Below are 14597 nucleotides of genomic sequence, written 5' to 3' on the forward strand. Positions count from 1 at the left end.
CGCCGTCCGTGACGCCGTCCGCGACGCCGTGTGTGTCGCCCCCATGCGAGCAGTGTTCCCGCCGCCGCGCACCTCCGGCGGGCGCGGGGGGTGACGCGGTTGCGCCGTACGGCGCAACCGCCGCCGGTCCGTCAGCCGATGTCGCGGCGGCGGAACGCGGCGAGCCCGGCCGCCGTCAGTCCGGCCCCGAGCGCCAACAGCCACAGGTACGGCGCCGCGGTCGGATCCCCGCCCGGCAGTTTGGGCAGGTGGGTGAACGGGGTGAGGTTCATGACCGACTGCGGCAGGTCCAGCGTCGGGCCGATCCAGCCGATGACGAGCACACCGATGACCAGCCCCCACGCCACCGTGCTCAGCCGGGGGAGGGCGCCGAAGAGCAGCACCGTCGCCCCGGCGAGCAGCCACACCGCGGGCGTCTGGGCGAGGCCCGCGACGGTCACCCGCCACACCGCGTCCGGTTCGCCGGAGACCAGGCCGTGGCTCACCCCCATGCCCAGTCCGGCGAGGACGAGCAGGGCGACGGACCCGGCGTAGGCGACGAGCAGGTGGCCGGCGGCCCAGCGCAGCCGGGGCAGCGCCCCGGCGAGGACGGGCTCGGCGCGCCCGGACGTCTCCTCGCCGCGCATCCGCAGCACCGCGCTCGCCGCGTAGATCGCCGCGATCATGCCGAACAGCCCGATCAGAGCGGCGAGGAAGGCGTCGGTGATGCCCTCCGCGCCGCCCATCTGCTCGATGATCCGGCGGCTCTGCTCGTTGTCGCCGAGCAGGTCGTCCGCGCCGTCGGCCATGCCGCCGAAGATCAGCCCCGCCAGCGCGAAGCCGGTGCCCCAGCCCAGCAGCGAGCCGCGCTGGAGCCGCCAGGCCAGCCCGTACGGACCCCCGAGCCGGCCCTCCGCGGGGCCGGGGCGGGTGGCCAGGAAGCCGGCGCCGATGTCGCGCCGCCCGGCCAGGTCGTACGCCACGGCCGTCACCACCGCGGCCAGGGCCGCCATCAGCAGCAGGACGGGGAAGCGCTCGTCGGCGAACGGCCGGACGTTGCGCGCCCAGCCCAGCGGGGAGAGCCAGGCGAGCGTCGAGGAGCCGTCCGCCGTGCCGGAGTCGCCGGCCGCGCGCAGCACGAAGGCGGCGCCGAGCGCGGCGCCGGTCAGCCCCTTGGCGAGCCGGGCGCTCTCGGTGAGCTGGGCGGCCAGGGCGGCGAACGCGGCGAAGACGAGCCCCGTGCCGCCGATCGCGAGCCCGGTGGCCAGCGAGCCCGTGGCGGGCAGCCCGGTGCCGATCAGGCCGAGGGCGACGAGGACGGCGATGGCCGCGTCGGTGAGCGCGGCGGCCAGCAGCGCGGCGGTGAGCGGGGCGCGGCGGCCGACCATCGCCGAGGAGAGCATCTCCTGGCGACCGGTCTCCTCCTCCTCGCGGGTGTGCCGGACCACGACGACCGTGCTCACGATGGCGGTGAGCACGCTCCCCAGGGTGAGCAGCTCCCAGACGGAGATCGCGCCGAGGGAGTGGCCGAAGACCGGGCCGTACAGGGCGCGGATCGAGCTGTTGGCGTTCGACGACGCGGCCACCTGGGCGCGTTCGGCGGCGGTGGGGTAGAACTCGGCGACGGCGGCGGAGCTCTGCGCGGCGAGGACGGCGAGCAGGACCACCCACACCGGGATCAGCACGCGGTCGCGGCGCAGCGCGAGCCGCAGCAGCGTCCCGGTGCCGGCCAGGTCGCGGCGGGTGCCGCCGCGGAGGGTGGCGGCCGACGGGTGCGTGACGGCGGTCATGACGCCATGACCCTCTCGTCCTCGCCGGTGCCCGCGGCGACCGTCTCGTCCTGGTAGTGCCGCAGGAACAGCTCCTCCAGGGTGGGCGGGGTGCTGGTCAGGCTGCGGACGCCGGCCTCGCCGAGCCGGCGCAGCACGCCGTCCAGCTTGTCGGTGTCCACCTGGAGCCGCACCCGCCTGCCCTGGACGGACAGGTCGTGCACGCCGGGCAGGTCGGCGAGCCCGTTGGGCTCGCCCGCCAGTTCCGCGCTGACGGACGTGCGGGTCAGGTGCCGCAGGTCGGCGAGGGAGCCGCTCTCGACGGTGACGCCCCGGCGGATGATGCTCACCCGGTCGCACAGCGCCTCGACCTCGCTCAGGATGTGGCTGGAGAGCAGCACCGTCCGTCCGCGCTCGCGCTCCTCGGCGACGCAGTCCCGGAAGACGCCCTCCATCAGCGGGTCGAGGCCGGAGGTCGGCTCGTCCAGGATCAGCAGTTCGACGTCGGAGGCGAGGGCGGCGACCAGGGCGACCTTCTGGCGGTTTCCCTTGGAGTACGTCCGCCCCTTCTTGGTGGGGTCCAGCTCGAAGCGCTCCAGCAGTTCGTCGCGGCGTTTCCGGTCGAGTCCGCCGCGCAGCCGCCCGTAGAGGTCGATCACCTCGCCGCCGGAGAGGTTCCGCCACAGGGTGACGTCACCGGGCACGTACGCCAGGCGCCGGTGGAGTTCGACGGCGTCGCGCCAGGGGTCGCCGCCCAGGAGCCGGGCGGTGCCGGCGTCGGGGCGCAGCAGTCCGAGCAGGACGCGGATGGTGGTGGACTTCCCCGCCCCGTTGGGCCCGAGGAACCCGTGCACCTCGCCGGTCTCGACCTGTAGGTCGAGGCCGTCGAGCGCACGGGTCCGGCCGAAGGTCTTGACGAGGCCGGACACCGAGATGGCTGTGGTTGCCGTGGTCATGGTTTCGAAACTACGCTTTCTTCATAATTTTGTGAAGTTAGAAAACGGCCGAGGCGTTCCGTCTCCCCCGCGACCTGGGAGGATGGACATGTGGTGGTGAACGGACAGTCGAACAAGCCGGAAGAAGCGGACGAAAAAGGCATAAAGCCCTATTACCCAGAGGTCGCCGAGTTCGTCGAGCGCTTCGCCGCGGAGTTGACCGAGGCGGGCATGCAGCGGATGGCCGCACGGGTCTTCGCCTGCCTGCTGGCGGAGGACTCCGGCGCGCTCGGCTCCGTCGAACTCGCCGAACGCCTCCGGGTCAGCCCGGCCGCGATCTCCGGCGCCGTCCGCTACCTCTCCCAGATGCACCTGGTCACCCGGGAGCGCGAGCCCGGTTCGCGCCGGGAGCGCTACCGCGTGCACGCGGACACCTGGTACGGGGCGGTCGCCGACCGCGACAGGGTGCTGGGACGCTGGATCGCCACCTTCGAGCGCGGCGTCAAGGCCGTCGGCCCCGACACCTCGGCGGGCCGGCGGCTCGCCGAGACGGCGGAGTTCTTCGGCTTCATGCGGGGCGAGCTCTCCCGGATGATGGAGCGCTGGTACGCCCACCGCGACGCCCTCCGCGCCGCGGACGACGGTCCGGCGTCCTCCTGACCCGGCGGCCCGGGGCCCTCAGGACGAGGCCGGGGCGGACCGCTGCGGCGGGACGGACGAGTCGGCCGGCACGGTCAGCCGCAGGGCCGAGGGGTGCGCCGTCCAGGTGCGGGTGTGGACCGGCCCGGAGACCACCGCGTCGGCCCGGTAGTGGAAGTGCGTTCCGGAGACCGTGACCGTCCGGGCCCGCGCCCGCACCGGGTCGGGCGCCGACCGCTGCCGGACCACCACGTCCGCGAGACCGCCGCCCGGCGCGACGGAGACCCCCTCCACCGGGCGGTCGAGGTCGGCCAGGAGCACCCCGTCCGCCTCCACGCGCAGCCGCGGCGCCTGCGGATCCGGCGCGGGCCGGGTCAGGGTGCGGACCAGGGAGCGGCAGCGGTCCAGCGGCCCGCGCTCCGTCCGCTCGCGCACCGGCGGTATGCGCAGGCCCCCCAGCACCACCCCGCCGCTGTCGTCGATCAGCAGGTCGAACCGCCGCTCCACGCCGTCCAGCACCGCCCGCGCCGCCCGGACCGCGTCCAGCGGCACGCCCAGCGACCCGGCCAGCGCGACCGATCTCGGCCGCCCCACCGGGACCACCGACAGCGCGCACTCCGGCAGTTCGCGCTCCATGTGCAGCAGCCGCACCGCGCGCAGCAGCGCCCGGTCGTCGCCGACGACCACCGGGTGCCTGCGGCCCCGGCGGGCGAGAGCGCGCGCCGCCTCCTCGGGACTGTCCGGCAGGGACACCTTCATCCCCGGCGCGCCCGCGCGCAGCACGTCCTTGGCGATCCGTACGGACTCCCCGTCCGTACGTCGGGCGAGGGGGTCTATGAGCACGAGCAGCGGATGCGGAACCGGCACCTCGGTTCGGTCCTTCCTCGGGGGCGCCCACGGCGGGGCCGATGAACTGGCTGGATGTCGACGGGAGTTCGGGAGGGGTTCGGGAGAGGTTGGGGGGAGGGTCGGTCGGGGCCGTCAGGGGCGGGGGCGCGTCCGGGGTCGTCGCGTTCGCCTCCCGTCGGAGGAGTCCGGTAATCTCTCGGTGCAAGAGCCCCTGTCGCTGTTGCGCCAGGGGCTTCGTCGATTCGGGGCACCGGTCCGACGGCTCTTGGACGGCGCGTGGCCGACACGCACGTTGGACATGCCCCGACGGGAAGGGGTGTACGCCTGTGCCCGCACTTGTGCTGCTCGGCGCTCAGTGGGGTGATGAGGGCAAGGGAAAAGCCACCGATCTGCTCGGTGGCTCGGTGGACTACGTGGTGCGCTACCAGGGCGGCAACAACGCCGGCCACACCGTCGTCGTCGGTGACCAGAAGTACGCGCTGCACCTTCTCCCCTCCGGCATCCTCTCCCCCGGGTGCACGCCGGTCATCGGCAACGGCGTCGTCGTGGACCCGGCGGTCCTGCTCTCCGAACTGAGCGGGCTCGCCGAGCGCGGTGTCGACACCTCCAAGCTGCTCATCAGCGGCAACGCGCACCTGATCACGCCGTATCACACCACCATCGACAAGGTGACCGAGCGGTTCCTGGGCAAGCGCCGGATCGGGACCACCGGCCGGGGCATCGGCCCGACGTACGCGGACAAGATCAACCGGGTCGGCATCCGCGTCCAGGACCTGTTCGACGAGTCGATCCTGAGGCAGAAGGTCGAGGCGGCCCTCGACCAGAAGAACCAGATCCTCGCCAAGCTCTACAACCGCCGGGCCATCATGGCCGACCAGGTCGTCGAGGAGCTGCTCGGCTACGCGGAGCGGATCGGGGACTACGTCTGCGACACCACGCTGATCCTCAACAACGCCCTCGACGAGGGCAAGGTCGTCCTCTTCGAGGGCGGCCAGGGCACGCTGCTCGACGTGGACCACGGCACCTATCCGTTCGTGACCTCCTCCAACCCCACCGCGGGCGGTGCCTGCACCGGCTCGGGCGTCGGCCCGACGAGGATCAACCGGGTGATCGGCATCCTCAAGGCGTACACCACCCGGGTGGGCGCCGGTCCCTTCCCGACCGAGCTGTTCGACGAGGACGGGGAGAAGCTGCGCAGGATCGGCGGCGAGCGTGGTGTGACCACGGGCCGCGACCGGCGCTGCGGCTGGTTCGACGCGGTGATCGCCCGGTACGCCACCCGCGTCAACGGGCTCACCGACTTCTTCCTCACCAAGCTGGACGTGCTCACCGGCTGGGAGCGGATCCCGGTGTGCGTCGCGTACGAGATCGACGGCCGGCGGGTGGAGGAGCTGCCCTACAACCAGAGCGATTTCCACCACGCCAAGCCGATCTACGAGATGCTGCCGGGCTGGTCGGAGGACATCTCCAAGGCCAAGTCCTTCGAGGACCTGCCGAAGAACGCGCAGGCCTACGTCAAGGCGCTGGAGGAGATGTCGGGCGCGCCGATCTCCGCCATCGGCGTCGGTCCGGGCCGGGACGAGACCATCCAGATCAACCCGTTCCTCTGAGTCCGTCGACCGACCTCCGCCGACCGACCTCCGGCGATCGACGGAGAGGGGCCGCGCCGTCGTGCACGGCGCGGCCCCTCTCCGTGTCGGGCCGGGGCGCCTCACGCGGTCGGCGGCTCCACCGGCTCCACCGCCTCCAGCGCCTTCGACAGCCGTTCCAGCGCGTCGCGCACCGCGGCGAAACCCTCCTCGCCGCCCAGCGCCTCGCTCAGCCGCGCGGCGAACTCCGCGTGGCCCGGGGTGATGCGCTCGATCGCCGCGCGTCCCTCCTCGGTGGGGGCGAGCAGCTTGGCGCGGCGGTGCGCGGGGTTGGGCTCGTACACCGCGAGGCCGCGCTCGACCAGCAGGTCGGCCACCCGCTGCACGCTCTGCCGGGTGATGCCCATGGCGCGGGCTATCCCGGCCACGGGCAGCGGCTCGCGGAGCACCGCGCCGAGCACCTGCCACCAGGTGGCGGTCAGCCCGGCGGGCCGGGCCAGCCGTTCGGCGACGGCCAGGAACCGGCCGTTGAGCCGGAAGACGGCCAGCGCCGTGTCCGACAGCAGTTCGGGAGCGCTCACGCGGCCCCGCCTCCGGGGTGCGCGCCGTGGGCCTCGGCCACGGGACCTCCGCCGCCCCCGGCGCTCTCGTGGGCCGCCAGCACCCGGTGGGCGTCCGCGTCGGAGTGCCGGAACAGCCGGAACCAGGCGTCGCGCACCTCGGGCGGGTACACGTCCAGGCGGGCGAGGATCTCGCGGGCGAACGCCACCGGCTCGGTGGGGCCGGCGGTGATCAGGTCGCCGTCGGTCACCGCGTCGGCCTCGCGGTAGTGCGCGCCGCCCCGGTAGCCGGTCGCGGCCAGCACCTCGGCCGCCGCGCCCGTGTGGGGCCGGTCGTCGAGCAGGCCCTCCCTGGCCAGCCCCGTCACCGCTCCGCAGATCGCCGCGACGGGCACGCCCGCGTCGAGGAAGCCGCGGGCCGCGGAGGCGAAGGGCGGCAGGACCTTCTCCCAGGCGTCCGCCCCGGGCAGGATCAGCAGCGCGCTGTCGTCGGGACGCAGGTCGGCGATGGACAGGGTGGGCGTCACCCGCATCCCGCCCATGGAGATCACCGTTTCGCCGCTCTCGCCGACGTACACGATCTGGTATCCGGCGCCGCTCAGGGCGGTGGTCGCGTAGGGGAACTCCCAGTCGGCGAACGTGTCGTAGACGGCGACGTGCACGGTCTTGCGTTCCATGGTTCCTCCTCGGGTCGGTCACCCGATCGGTTATGACAACATCCTGTCACTTGGACAGAATGCTGTCAATTGGAGGAGGCTAGTCTTGGCTCCCTGAGATTGGGGGTGCGGATGAAGGACGGCGTCGGCGCTCGAACGCCCGGGACCGTGGAGAGACGCCCGTGATCCAGCGCAGCACGCTACGCGCGCAGATCGCGGACGCGCTGCGCGACGAGGTGCTCGCCGGACGGCTCCCGGCGGGCAAGGGCTTCACCGTCAAGGAGATCGCCGAGCAGTACGGGGTCTCCGCGACCCCCGTGCGCGAGGCGCTCGTCGACCTCTCCGCGCAGGGCCTGCTGGACGTGGAGCAGCACCGCGGCTTCCGCGTCCGCGTGTTCACGCGCGACGACTACCGCGCCATGGTGGAGGCGCGCGCCCTGGTCACCGAGGGGGTCTTCCGCAGGCCCTCGGCCTTCGTGCCGCCCGACCCCGGCGACGAACGGCTCGCCTCCGTGCGCCGCCGCGCCGCGTCCGCCGAGCGGGCCGTGCTCGCGGGCGACCTGGACGTGCTCATCGGCTACGACCTGCGCTTCTGGCGGGAGTTGGGCGATCTGGTCGGCAACCCCTACATATCCGAGTTCCTCGACCGGCTGCGGGTGCAGTGCTGGGTCTTCGCCGTGCCGTACCTGCGCGAACAGCCCGGCCTGCGCGGCTCGCTGTGGGCGGACTACCGCGAACTGGTCGACGCGGTGGAACGCCGGGACGCCGCCGCGGTCGAGCGGATCGTCGCCGCGTACGACGAGCACGCCCTCGGGCTCGTCGAAAAGCTCGGCTGAACGGCACTACGCTGTTCCGGCCGGTGTACCGACCGCCGTAACCGCCGTAGAGGAGCGTTCCTTGGCCTGTGACCTCTGGCTGGTGCCACTCGTCGACGTGCTCTGCCACAGCCCCGACAACCCCTTCGCCGAGGAACTCGCGGCGTACGACAAGGCACTGAACGCCGCCGGTCTGCCGCCCGTCCCCGTCTACGGCTACATGCCCGGCCTCTCGGGCGACGTGGCCCCCGTCGCGGGCTTCGACTACGAGGCGCTGCACTTCCTGCGCCGCGCCCACCTGCTCCAGCTCTGCGGGCTGGAGGTCACCCCGGTCGACGAACTCGGCGGCGACTACCAGCAGTTGCTGGAGATGTTCGCCCCCACGGCCCAGCAGTCCCACCTGGTCTGGCACTACGACCACGCGGGCGCGTACGTCCCGGTCGACTTCGCCCACCCGCTCTCCGACGACGAACTCCTCGCCGGGGGCGGCCCGTTGGGCTCCAGCCACGGGCTGCTGCGCGAACTGGAGGCGGTGGCCCCCTACCTGGGCATCGACCCCGCCAACCCACCGCCCGCCCCGACGCCGCCGGTCCGCCCCACGGAGCTGGAGGAGCCCGCGGCCCCGATCGCGTACGACGGCGGGCCCTTCGCGCGGGAGCGCCACGTCTGGCTGGGGCTGCACGCCGCGGCGACCCGGAGCCTGGCGCAGGGCTCCATGATCGTCTTCAGCTAGCGGACCCGACGGACCCGCACCGGGACCTCAGCGCGGCCCCTCCGGGGGCCGCTGCCGCGGCATGCTCGGACGCACGCCCGGCGGAAGCGGGAAGCGGGTCGGCTGCGCGGCGGTGTTCCCGGCCCGCGAACCCCAGGCGGACGCGGTCAGCGACTGGGTGTGCAGCGGCGCCGGACCGGAGCGGAAGTCCACCATCCAGGAGGCGGTCTCGCCCCGCACCAGCTCGGTCACGTCCTCCGTGAACCGCCGCAGCACCCCCAGGCACCGCTCGGCGGCCTCGCTCGCCGTGCCCTCGGTGGGCCCCAGCACCTCCCGCACGCACTCCGACGCCCAGTCGTACTGGAGCACCTCCAGCCGCCGCTGCACGGCCTGCGCGGTGGCGACGTCCCGCATCCAGCCGGCGGTCAGGCCGAACCAGCGGTCGCACCCCGCGCACACGGCGGCCCCCAGCAGCGCCAGGAAGGACCACACGGCCGCCCCCGGCACCGTGCCCGTCAGCTCCAGCAGCGGCAGGGCGGCCCCGACGGCCACCCCCAGGGCCGTCCCCGTCCGCAGGATCCGGGCGCCCCGGCGCTTCCACACCCGGTCGGCCAGGTACCACTCCGCGATCTCCAGGGCCCCCTCCTCGGCCCAGCGGTACAGCTCGTCCAGTCGCTCGGCGGGCTCGCCCCAGTCCCCCAGGGGGAAAGGCCGCCCGAGGAGGTCCCTCCGCAGGTACCTCCGCCCGCCCCGCCCCGTGCCGCCTGTCTCGGGCCGCATCTCCGGCTGACTCACCCGCCACTCCCATACAAAGCCCTCACTCGGCGGACCGTTCACGGACCGCTCGAAGCCCCTTCCTACCCCCAAAGGTGGGAGTTGCCGCCGCCTTCGCGGTATTTCCGCCCATACGTGGCTCCCGGCTGGGTATACAAGGCCGGCACCACTACCCCGAACGGGTGAGTGCCGCCGCCGGTGCCTCCGCGACGAGGGCCGGGGAAGGGCCTCCGGCGGGCGGATAGGGTGCAAGACGTGAAGGTCCTCGTCATCGGCAGCGGCGCCCGCGAACACGCCCTGTGCCGCTCTCTGTCCCTCGATCCCGACGTCACCTCGCTGCACTGCGCGCCCGGCAACGCCGGCATCGCGGACGTGGCGACCCTGCACGCCGTCGACGCGCTCGACGGCGCGGCCGTCGCCGACCTGGCGGCCGAGCTGCGAGTCGACCTCGTCGTCGTGGGGCCCGAGGCCCCGCTCGTCGCCGGGGTGGCCGACGCCGTGCGCGAGCGCGGCATCGCCGTCTTCGGCCCGTCGGCCGAGGCCGCCCGGCTGGAGGGCTCCAAGGCGTTCGCCAAGGAGGTCATGGCCGCCGCCGGGGTGCCCACGGCGCGGTCGTACGTGTGCACCACCCCCGAGGAGGTCGAGGCCGCCCTCGACGCCTTCGGCCCCCCGTACGTCGTCAAGGACGACGGCCTGGCCGCGGGCAAGGGCGTCGTCGTCACCTCCGACCTCGACGCCGCCCGCGCGCACGCCCTGGCCTGCGGCGTGGACGAGAGCGAGGGCCGCGTGGTGATCGAGGAGTTCCTCGACGGCCCCGAGGTCTCCCTCTTCGCCGTGACCGACGGCGAGTGCGTCGTGCCGCTGCGCCCCGCCCAGGACTTCAAGCGCGCCCACGACGACGACGAGGGGCCCAACACCGGCGGCATGGGCGCCTACTCGCCGCTGCCCTGGGCCGACCCCGGACTGGTCGACGAGGTGCTGGCCACCGTCCTGCAGCCCACCGTGGACGAGATGCGCCGGCGCGGCACCCCCTTCTCCGGACTGCTCTACGCCGGGCTCGCGATCACCTCCCGCGGGGTGCGCGTGGTGGAGTTCAACGCCCGCTTCGGCGACCCGGAGACCCAGGTCGTCCTGGCCCGGCTGAAGACCCCGCTGTCGGGGCTGCTGTACGCGGCCGCCACCGGACGGCTGGCCGAGTTCCCGCCGCTGCGCTGGAGCGACGACGCGGCCGTCACCGTCGTCGTCGCCTCCGAGGGCTACCCCGCCTCGCCCCGCACGGGTGACCCGATCGAGGGCCTGGAGGAGGTCGCCGAGAAGGACGCCCCCACCGCGTACGTCCTGCACGCCGGCACGCGGCGCGACGAGGAGGGCCGGGTGCTCAGCGCGGGCGGGCGGGTCCTGTCCGTCACGGCCACCGGCGCCGACCTGGCCCGGGCGCGCGAGCGGGCCTACCGCGCGGTGTCCCGCATCCGGCTGGCCGGTTCGCACCACCGGAGCGACATCGCCGCCAAGGCCGCCAAGGAGGCGTAACCGGGCACCTCCGACGCGCGCGTCCGCGCACCCGGCTTTACCCAAAGCCATTCCATCGAGTGACCGCCCTCTTATCCGGCTGACGCCCGTGCGGGGTCCAACTAGGGTTCCCGCGGACGGCTCCGGCAAGTGGCCCACCGCACATTGCGATGTCGGTTGCCGGTGCCACAGTGGGGGAGTGACAGGCGCGGGGGATCGGCAAGGGGGTGAGCGGACTCGTGGCAGTACCGGAGACGGGCACACACTCGGCACGCGACCACGCGCTGGCGGTCCTGCGGGTGCGCGGCATCGCGCTGGGCGCCGCGCTGCTGCCCGCCGCGGTGGCCGTCGTCCTGCTCGTGGGAGGGATCACCGGCCGGCTCGGCGACGGGTGGGACGCGGCCCGCTGGGCGGCCGTCGCCGTCGCCGTGCCGGTGCTCGCGGCGGCGGCCGGGGTCGCGGCCGTGATCGCGCGGGCACGACCGGCGGTCAGCCCCACGGTGCAGATCGAGGAGAGCGCCGCCCCCGACCTGTACCGCCTCATACGCGACCTCGCCGACCGGCTGGACGTGCCCCCGCCCTCGGCGATAGCCCTGACGCCCGACTGCGACAGCTGGCTGGAGGACCGGGCGCACACCACCCGCTCCCGGGGCCTCCCGCGGCCTCCGCGGTTCCCGCGGCTCCTCCGCTCCGGTCGCCTCGGCGGGACGCGCGACGGCGACGCCCCGGTGCTCGTCATCGGCTCCCCCTTCCTGTGGTGGATGCGCGTCGCCGAACTGCGCGCGCTGCTCGCCCCGGTCGTCGCCGGAACCGGGCCGTCCGCGCACCCGGACATCGCCGCCGCGCGGCGCTTCGTCCGCGGCCTCGACGCCGCCGCCGCGATCGCCGCGACGACCGGCGGCCCGCTCCCGCGGCGCCTCGCGTACGACTTCGTCGGCTGGGTGGCCCGACTGCTGCTGCGGGCGGGCGCCTCCCACGCCGCCGAGATGGAGCGCATGGTCGCCACGGCCGCCGCCGCGCGGGCCCAGCGGGTCGACTACGGCCTGCGGGTCGTCGCCCAGGAGCAGGTGGGCCTGGCGTACGCCGGCTGGGACCGGCTGCTGACCCGGGTCGCGCTGCCCGCCTGGCGCACCGGGCGCTGGCCCGAGCGGCTGGACGCCGGCGTGGTCGCCGCCCTCACCGAGCTGTCCCGGCGCGACCGCCTGGCCGAGGGCTTCGCCACGCGACTGGGCGAGCGTCCCGCCTGCGACCTGCTGGAGGAGCCCGGCGCCGTGGACCGCGCGGTCTCCCTGCTGGCCGCGCGCCTCTTCCACGACGGCCCCGCCGAGCCCGGCCCCGACTGGGCGCCGGTGGACTGGCCGCAGTACCCCGACGAGGTCGTGGACCGCATCTGGCGCACCGAGGCCGCCCGTCTCTTCACGGTGCTGCGGGCCACCGAGAACCCGACGCTGGCCGAGCTGATCGACCGGCTGGTGGGGGAGGCCGCCACGGCCGGCGGCGGCACCGAGGAGCTCGCGGCCCGGATCGGCGCCGTGGTGGCCCGGGAGGACGCGGCCCGAGAGAGCGCCACTCGCACCGGGGTGCTGTCCGGGGACATCGGACTGCTCCCGCCGGGCGGATTCCCGCTGCAACCGCCGCGCAGCGGACGCGAACTGCTGGCCGAGCACATCACGGCCGCCGTGTGCTGCGCGGCCGTGGACACCGCCGGAGCCGCCCCCGGGCTCGACTGGCTGGACGGCCCCGCCCTGCTGGTGGACGGCGAGCGCCGCGCCGATCTGGCCAGGCCGGTCCTCGCCCTCGCCGAGGAGGCCGACCCCCGGCCGCTGCGCGACTGGCTGGCGGCCGTGGGCGTACGGCACGACAAGCCCATACGCCTGGTCTGACCTTCCCGGAGCCCGCCCCTCCGAAGCCGGGCCTCCCGAAGCCCGCTCCCCGCGCGGCCGGCGTTCCCGAGGACCGCCGTCCCGTCTTCCGGCGTTTCCCGGCATCACCCTTCATTTCTCTCATTTAGGACGGCTCTTCCGGGTGTTTCCCGTGCCCCGGGCCGTTTCCCCGACCCGTCCGGGCGAGTGGGCGCGCGCGCCGGCCATTTCGCGACAAGGGGTGACCGGACGTTCGCTTTATGTGATGTGCTGGTGTCCGACGACGCGGGACGGAGCGCGGGAACAGGGAGGGGAGACGAGTGGGCACGGAGCAGGTCCGGCGCTGGGAGTCGGGGGCTCTCGCACACGCGGTCACCGATCCGTTCGGCCAGGGCCCCCTGCCCTGGCTGCGGTGCACCGAGCACTACTTCGACGACACCGGACACGTCGTCCCCTGGTACCTCGACCACAGCAGCCTGGACGGGTCCGAGGCCCCGTCCCGCACCGGCGGGGGCCCGCGCGCCGCCGACGACGTGCACTGCCAGATCAAGGGCTTCACCTCGGAGAGCGCGGTCTCCCCCGGCCGGTCCATCGACTTCCGGATCACGGTCAACCCGCCCCAGCCCTTCGGCGTGGACGTCTACCGCATCGGCCACTACGGCGGCGAGGGCGCCACCAAGATCACCACCAGCCCCCGGCTGTCCGGCATCGTCCAGCCCCCGCCGCTCACCGCCGACCGCACCGTCTCCTGCCACCACTGGTGGCTCTCCTGGCGCCTCCAGATCCCGGAGTACTGGAGCACCGGCGCCTACGTCGCCGTGCTCACCACCGCCGACGGCCACCGCTCGCACATCCCGTTCACCGTCCGCGACGAGCGCCCCGGCGACCTGCTGCTGGTGCTCCCGGACGTCACCTGGCAGGCGTACAACCTCTTCCCCGAGGACGGCCGCACCGGCGCCAGCCTGTACCACGCCTGGGACGAGCGGGGCAGGCTGCTGGGGGAGGAGGACGCGGCCGTCACGGTCTCCTTCGACCGGCCGTACGCGGGCGCGGGCCTGCCGCTGCACGTGGGCCACGCCTACGACTTCATCCGCTGGGCCGAGCGCTACGGCTACGACCTGGCCTACGCCGACACCCGCGACCTCCACGCGGGCCGCGTCGACCCCTCCCGCTACCGCGGACTGATCTTCCCCGGCCACGACGAGTACTGGTCGGTGCCGATGCGCCGCGCCGTGGAGAAGGCCCGCGACAGCGGCACCTCGCTGGTCTTCCTCTCCGCCAACACCATGTACTGGCAGGTGGAGCTGAGCCCCTCGCCCTCCGGCGTCCCCGACCGGCTGATGAGCTGCCGCAAGGCCCGCGGCCCCGGCCGCTCCCTGCGCTGGCGCGACCAGGGCGAGCCCGAGCAGCAGGTGCTGGGCATCCAGTACGCGGGCCAGGTGCCCCGGCCGCACCCGCTGATCGTGCGGAACGCCGACCACTGGCTGTGGGAGGCCACCGGGGCGGCGGAGGGCGACGAACTGCCCGGTCTGGTGGCGGGCGAGGCCGACCGCTACTTCCCGCGCACCGCCCTGCCCCTGCACACCGACCGCGTGCTGCTCGCCCACTCGCCCTACGAGGACGCCTCCGGGGTCCGCCGCCACCAGGAGACCTCCCTGTACCGGGCGCCCAGCGGCGCCCTGGTCTTCGCCTCCGGCACCTTCGCCTGGTCCCCGGCCCTGGACCGTCCCGGCCACGTGGACCCCCGGGTCCAGCGCGCCACGGCCAACCTCCTGGACCGCATCTGCAAGCACGACTGAGGCCCCGCACGGCCCGTCCCCGGGCCCGCCGGCCGGCCGTTCTCCCGGTCGGGACGGGGCCGTTCGCGTCGCGGCCCGCCACCCGTCCGCCCGACCCCGTCCGGTGCGGACCCGGGTCGTGCGGGAGAATCGAAAGTCCTGGACCAAGCC

At 74.3% G+C, this 14597-nt stretch carries 13 protein-coding genes; 7 read left to right on the forward strand and 6 right to left on the reverse strand.

Annotated features, from left to right (window positions below; genetic code table 11):
- Positions 1 to 131 precede the first annotated feature (131 nt).
- Both ABD335_RS24295 and ABD335_RS24300 read right to left on the reverse strand, forming a co-directional pair.
- Positions 132 to 1769: an ABC transporter permease gene (locus ABD335_RS24295; RefSeq protein WP_344327240.1), complete on the reverse strand. Its 1638-nt coding sequence runs from the start codon at positions 1767 to 1769 to the stop codon at positions 132 to 134.
- Entirely contained in the window at positions 1766 to 2704 is a 939-nt protein-coding gene (locus ABD335_RS24300; protein WP_344327242.1) for an ABC transporter ATP-binding protein, read from the reverse strand. The genes ABD335_RS24295 and ABD335_RS24300 overlap by 4 nt, the downstream gene beginning before the upstream one ends.
- 96 nt (positions 2705 to 2800) lie before the next feature.
- On the opposite strand from ABD335_RS24300, the gene ABD335_RS24305 reads away from it, so the two are divergent.
- Entirely contained in the window at positions 2801 to 3343 is a 543-nt protein-coding gene (locus tag ABD335_RS24305; RefSeq protein ID WP_425583727.1) for a GbsR/MarR family transcriptional regulator, read from the forward strand.
- An 18-nt stretch (positions 3344 to 3361) separates the two neighbouring features.
- On the opposite strand, the gene ABD335_RS24310 is transcribed toward ABD335_RS24305, so the two are convergent.
- Positions 3362 to 4189 (reverse strand): diacylglycerol kinase family protein, encoded by an 828-nt coding sequence (locus tag ABD335_RS24310; RefSeq protein ID WP_344327244.1) that lies wholly within the window; start codon positions 4187 to 4189, stop codon positions 3362 to 3364.
- Positions 4190 to 4497: 308 nt separating this feature from the next.
- On the opposite strand from ABD335_RS24310, the gene ABD335_RS24315 reads away from it, so the two are divergent.
- On the forward strand, positions 4498 to 5781 hold the full coding sequence (locus ABD335_RS24315) for an adenylosuccinate synthase (protein ID WP_344327247.1): 1284 nt from the start codon (positions 4498 to 4500) through the stop codon (positions 5779 to 5781).
- 101 nt (positions 5782 to 5882) lie between these two features.
- Here ABD335_RS24315 and ABD335_RS24320 read toward each other — a convergent pair whose 3' ends face one another.
- Positions 5883 to 6341: a MarR family winged helix-turn-helix transcriptional regulator gene (locus ABD335_RS24320; RefSeq protein WP_344327250.1), complete on the reverse strand. Its 459-nt coding sequence runs from the start codon at positions 6339 to 6341 to the stop codon at positions 5883 to 5885.
- Positions 6338 to 6997 carry a DJ-1/PfpI family protein gene (locus ABD335_RS24325; protein WP_344327254.1) on the reverse strand — a complete coding sequence of 220 codons (660 nt, stop codon included), beginning with the start codon at positions 6995 to 6997 and terminating at the stop codon, positions 6338 to 6340. The genes ABD335_RS24320 and ABD335_RS24325 overlap by 4 nt, the downstream gene beginning before the upstream one ends.
- Before the next feature lie 161 nt (positions 6998 to 7158).
- Between ABD335_RS24325 and ABD335_RS24330 the strand changes: the two genes are divergently transcribed.
- Together ABD335_RS24330 and ABD335_RS24335 are read left to right on the forward strand one after the other, a co-directional pair.
- Entirely contained in the window at positions 7159 to 7812 is a 654-nt protein-coding gene (locus ABD335_RS24330) for a GntR family transcriptional regulator (RefSeq protein WP_344327257.1), read from the forward strand.
- Between the two features lie 61 nt (positions 7813 to 7873).
- Positions 7874 to 8524: a hypothetical protein gene (locus ABD335_RS24335; RefSeq protein ID WP_344327259.1), complete on the forward strand. Its 651-nt coding sequence runs from the start codon at positions 7874 to 7876 to the stop codon at positions 8522 to 8524.
- Between the two features lie 27 nt (positions 8525 to 8551).
- Here ABD335_RS24335 and ABD335_RS24340 read toward each other — a convergent pair whose 3' ends face one another.
- Positions 8552 to 9298 carry an SLATT domain-containing protein gene (locus tag ABD335_RS24340; protein ID WP_425583728.1) on the reverse strand — a complete coding sequence of 249 codons (747 nt, stop codon included), beginning with the start codon at positions 9296 to 9298 and terminating at the stop codon, positions 8552 to 8554.
- A gap of 234 nt (positions 9299 to 9532) precedes the next feature.
- On the opposite strand from ABD335_RS24340, the gene purD reads away from it, so the two are divergent.
- From purD to ABD335_RS24355, 3 genes are all read left to right on the forward strand, one after another.
- Complete coding sequence (gene purD / locus ABD335_RS24345) at positions 9533 to 10807, forward strand: phosphoribosylamine--glycine ligase (protein ID WP_344327261.1); 1275 nt, start codon at positions 9533 to 9535, stop codon at positions 10805 to 10807.
- A 206-nt stretch (positions 10808 to 11013) separates the two neighbouring features.
- Entirely contained in the window at positions 11014 to 12669 is a 1656-nt protein-coding gene (locus ABD335_RS24350) for a M48 family metalloprotease (RefSeq protein ID WP_425583729.1), read from the forward strand.
- 299 nt (positions 12670 to 12968) lie between these two features.
- On the forward strand, positions 12969 to 14447 hold the full coding sequence (locus ABD335_RS24355; RefSeq protein ID WP_344327266.1) for a N,N-dimethylformamidase beta subunit family domain-containing protein: 1479 nt from the start codon (positions 12969 to 12971) through the stop codon (positions 14445 to 14447).
- Positions 14448 to 14597: the final 150 nt, after the last annotated feature.

Source organism: Streptomyces macrosporus (assembly GCF_039533145.1).
In the GTDB taxonomy this organism is placed as follows: Bacteria; Actinomycetota; Actinomycetes; order Streptomycetales; family Streptomycetaceae; genus Streptomyces; species Streptomyces macrosporus.

What these genes read in the sequence shown, in the direction of transcription:
- ABD335_RS24295 (WP_344327240.1), bottom strand. Translation starts at nt 1,769, where the DNA reads ATGACCGCCGTCACGCACCCGTCGGCCGCCACCCTCCGCGGCGGCACC.
- ABD335_RS24300 (WP_344327242.1), bottom strand. Translation starts at nt 2,704, where the DNA reads ATGACCACGGCAACCACAGCCATCTCGGTGTCCGGCCTCGTCAAGACC.
- ABD335_RS24325 (WP_344327254.1), bottom strand. Translation starts at nt 6,997, where the DNA reads ATGGAACGCAAGACCGTGCACGTCGCCGTCTACGACACGTTCGCCGAC.